At 38.6% G+C, this 4,505-nt stretch carries 2 protein-coding genes; both read left to right on the forward strand.

Annotated features, from left to right (window positions below):
* Positions 1-386: 386 nt before the first annotated feature.
* Entirely contained in the window at positions 387-1,958 is a 1,572-nt protein-coding gene (locus ABWO41_RS15770) for a RagB/SusD family nutrient uptake outer membrane protein (RefSeq protein WP_353140108.1), read from the forward strand.
* 35 nt (positions 1,959-1,993) lie between these two features.
* On the forward strand, positions 1,994-4,505 hold a 2,512-nt coding region (locus tag ABWO41_RS15775; protein WP_353140110.1), incomplete at its 3' end, for a SusC/RagA family TonB-linked outer membrane protein.

Raw genomic sequence — 4,505 nt, forward strand, 5'->3', positions numbered from 1 at the left:
TATCCAACAGTTAAGAGATTTAATTTAGGCACTAATATCACTTTTTAATAGGTAGTTCTATGAAACAATATATTAAAACCATCGTAGCTTGTAGTATTATATGGACGTGTGTTGGTCTATCGTCCTGCGAGAAGTAGCTAGATAAGGCAGAAGAGACTGTAATTTCGGAAAAAGAAGCTTTCAAAAACTTTAACAATTTCCAGGGATATACAGAGGAGCTTTATAACTGTATAGTAAACTTTAGTAACAACTACTGGACAAATTCCTGGAACTGGGGAGAAGATGAGATTACATCAACTGCTGGGAACTATCATTTTATTCACAAAATTGATGATGGAAATTTTTGGGGATGGCAATCCCAATTTGACGGCTGGGGATCTGGGTGGATGAATCAGGCGGATTTTACCCCTGTTTATATTCCTAACGACAGAAATATCAATAAAGACTTATGGAATGCAGCCTGGTACGGGATCAGGAAAACTAATATTGGTTTAGCTAATATGGACCTAATGACCGAAGCTACAAATGAAGAAAGAGATCTGATAAAAGGACAACTCTTGTTTTTTAGGGCGTGGTTTCATCATAGATTAATGGAATACTTTGGAGGTTTGCCTTATATAGACACAGTTCTTCCAAGTGTAGGTGAAATAAAATTAGGCCGTCTAAATTATCAGCAATGTGCAGATAAGGCTGCTGCGGATTTTAGAGCTGCCGCAGACCTTTTACCCATAAACTGGGATGATACAGCGCCAGGAAAAAGAACACTGGGAAAAAATCAGCTACGTATCAATAAAATTATGGCGTTGGGTTACTTGGGAAAAAATTACCTATGGGCTGGCAGTCCTTTGATGAATTACGAGTCTACAGGAAGTAAAACCTATAATCAGGAATATTGCAAGAAAGCCGCAGCGGCTTTTGGAGAGTTGTTAAATCTGGTTGAAACTGGTCAGACACCATATGCACTGGTAGAATTTAAGAACTATTATCTGAACTTTTATACCACTGGTCAGAATTGGGCTTTGCCAGGAAGTACCGAAGCGATTTTTAGGGGACCATATAATTCTGCGAACAACTCAAATTGGGGGACCAGTAAACAGTATACACCTGTGATAGTTTCGGAAGGTGATCTCAAGTTTATACCAACAGCTAATTACGTAGATTATTATGGAATGGCCAACGGATTGCCAATTCCAGACATTACAAAGCCGGATGCTGAATCGGGTTATGATCCGCAATTTCCTTGGAAAGACCGTGATCCACGTTTCTACAATGATATCGTATTTGATGGAGTGAAATTTGTTCAAGGGGCTATTCCTAAAGCTGAAGAGGAAGTAAATCGCTACGCGAATTTATTTACAGGAGGGAGTTATAGAGATGTAGGAACCGGAAGCCGTACCGGTTATGTCTTGCGTAAATTCGTTCCAGTGACAGCTAATAAGTACGACAATGCCTATAGTTGGGGAAATAACCTGCATATCTATGTGCCTTACATGCGTTTGTCAGATATATATATCATGTATGCCGAAGCGGCTTTGATGGGTTATAATGCACCTACGGGGAAAGATGCCAATTTTAGTAAAACAGCAGTAGAGGCTATTAATGTAATTAGGGAAAGGGCAGGAGTAGATCCCGTAAATGCTAAATTTTTAGGTTCTGTGGAAGATTTTCTGGGTGAAGTCAGAAGAGAAAGAGCCGTTGAATTATCATTTGAAGGACATCGTTTCAATGATTTGAGAAGATGGCTTTTGTTGATAGAATCACCGTATACATTAAAAAAATCTATTGAATTTGACCGGACAGGAACATTTAATACTACAGACCCTACACAGAACAGGGTAGCTAATTTAAGAGAAGTGGTAATACTGGAGCGTAAATTTACCGAAAAGCATTATTGGCTACCTCTTAAAAATGTTGATGTTAATATGTATCCAGAGTTTCCGCAGAATCCTGGTTGGTAACAGGTGGTTTAACAAATCAAAAAAGAGAGACAATAATGAAGCAAATAAAAATATTAATAGCATTATGCCTGACTGTTACAACAGGAATACCTGCAATAAGTCTGGCTAATCCGGCTATCAGAACGAATACCGATAAACATATTCTTCTCAATAGGAAAGAGGGTAACAGAACTAAACCATTGCCAGACAAGAATATTACAAAAACAGATAAGACCGTAAATCTTCAGGATACTACAGTTTTAAATTCTTTACAGCCTGTGGATTCTACCTCACTGGTTCAGATAGCGTTCCGTAAAGTAAATCAGCGAGATCTTTTGGGAGGAGTTTCAGTTTTAAATGTATCCCAGATGATGGAAAAAAACTATTCTACTTATAGTTTGGAAAATCTTGAAGCATTAACTCCCGGTTTTCATGGAAACATATGGGGTATGAGTAACTATCTTGTTCTTGTAGATGGTGTGCCACGTGATGCAAATAATATTCTGCCTACAGAAATTGACCAGATAACCGTTTTGAAGGGTGTGGGTGCCGTGGCACTTTATGGCAGTCAGGCTGCTAAAGGTGTAATTTATATAACTACTAAAAGAGGTGGCAATTATGACCAGAAGGTTAACGTAAGGGCAAATGCAGGAATAAATGTACCAAAAGCTTATCCGGGATTTCTGGGATCGGCAGAATATATGACCCTGTATAATGAAGCCCGTAGAAATGATGGATTGTCAGATCTTTATAGTGAAGCAACAATTTACAATTACGCATCTGGCTCAAATCCCTATCGTTATCCAAACGTTGACTATTATTCTGCGGATTATCTGAAGGACAGCTACAACCGTTACGATCTTACCACTGAGATATCCGGGGGAACAGAGAAAGCAAAATATTATACCAATTTAGGATTCTGGTCGCAGGGATCTTTGCTGAACTTTGGAGAAGCAGTAAAAAACAGTGGTTCAAACAGGTTTAACATTAGAGGAAATGTTGATGTAAAGCTTAATAAAATGATTTCCCTAAATGTAGATGCGAACGTGAGCTTTTATACGGGAAAAGGCGTAAATGCCAACTATTGGAATAGTGCCGCAACTGTACGTCCTTATAGGTTTTCTCCACTAATCCCGATTAATATGATTGAGGAGGGTGACGATCCGTCTATGACTTATGTAAATAACAGTAATTATGTAATTGACGGCAAATATCTTCTTGGAGGTAGCTCATTAGATCAGACCAATGCTTTTGCAAGTATTTATGCCGGCGGCTATAACCGTAATATTAGCCGTCAGTTCCAGTTCAACACCGGAGTAGATTTTAATCTGAATAACCTATTAGAAGGTCTCTCTTTTAAATCTATGCTGGCAGTAGACTATTTAACGTCTTTTACACAGGCCTATAATAACAGTTATGCCATTTATGAAGCCTCATGGAATAATTATGCCGGGTTCGATCAAATTAGCAGTTTAACAAAATTCGGAGATGACAAAAAATCTGGTGTACAGAATATCAGCAATAGCTATTACCGCCAGAATATCGCATTTTCAGGTCAGTTCAATTATAACAGAACCTTTAGCCAAAAACATAATGTATCTGCAATGTTATTGGGCAACGCTTTTCAAATAGGCGAATCACAGGTGTATAATAAGATCAATAATACCAATCTGGGTTTACAGCTGGGTTATAATTTCTTACAGAAATATTATATGGATTTTAGCGGAGCATTAGCTTATTCTACTAAGCTACCTCCGAAAAACAGGGCGGCTATTTCCCCGACGTTTTCGTTGGGATGGAGAATTAGCGAAGAGAATTTTCTGAAAGATGTGTCTGCGATTGATAACTTAAAGATCACAGCATCGGCAGGTATTCTTAATACCGATCTGGACATCGGTAATTCAACTATAGGGTATAACTATCTCTATTTGGGATACTATACCTACAATAATGCTGCCTGGTATAGCTGGAGAGATGGAGACTTAGTACATTCTTACGATCGCAGGAGAAGTGCAAATTTAGATATGACCTTTCCGCAAAGGAGGGAAATCAATATAGGTATAGAAGGATCGTTATTCAAAAACCTATTGTCTTTTAGTGGTTCTTATTTTGCGAATGAGATGAAAGGTATTGTGGTACAGCCCAATGTTTTATATCCTGTTTATTTTTCAACAGGCTGGCCGGTATACTCCAATGTTCCCTACACCAATTACGATGCAGATAGCCGTAAAGGAGTAGACTTTAGCTTGAACTTAAATAAAAAGTTGGGCCAGGTAAACTGGACATTAGGATTTAACGGAACTTATTACGAAACTAAAGCAACCAAAAGAGCAGAATCTTACGAATACAGTTACCAAAACAGAGCCGGACAGCCATTGGATGCAATCTGGGGATTGCAGAGCGCAGGGTTCTTTATGGATGATGCTGATATAGCTAACTCACCTTATCAGTCATTTGGAGAAGTAAAACCAGGCGATATTAAATACATAGACCAGAATAATGACGGAACAATAGATAGTCGCGACGAAGTTTACCTGGGGCGTGGAGGTTGGTTTGGAGCACCTTTAA

Origin of the sequence: Pseudopedobacter sp., from assembly GCF_040392825.1 — a bacterium.
Classification (GTDB): Bacteria; Bacteroidota; Bacteroidia; order Sphingobacteriales; family Sphingobacteriaceae; genus Pseudopedobacter.

Excerpts from the sequence above, each read along its gene's own strand:
- ABWO41_RS15770 (WP_353140108.1), top strand. The coding sequence starts at position 387 with ATGAATCAGGCGGATTTTACCCCTGTTTATATTCCTAACGACAGAAAT.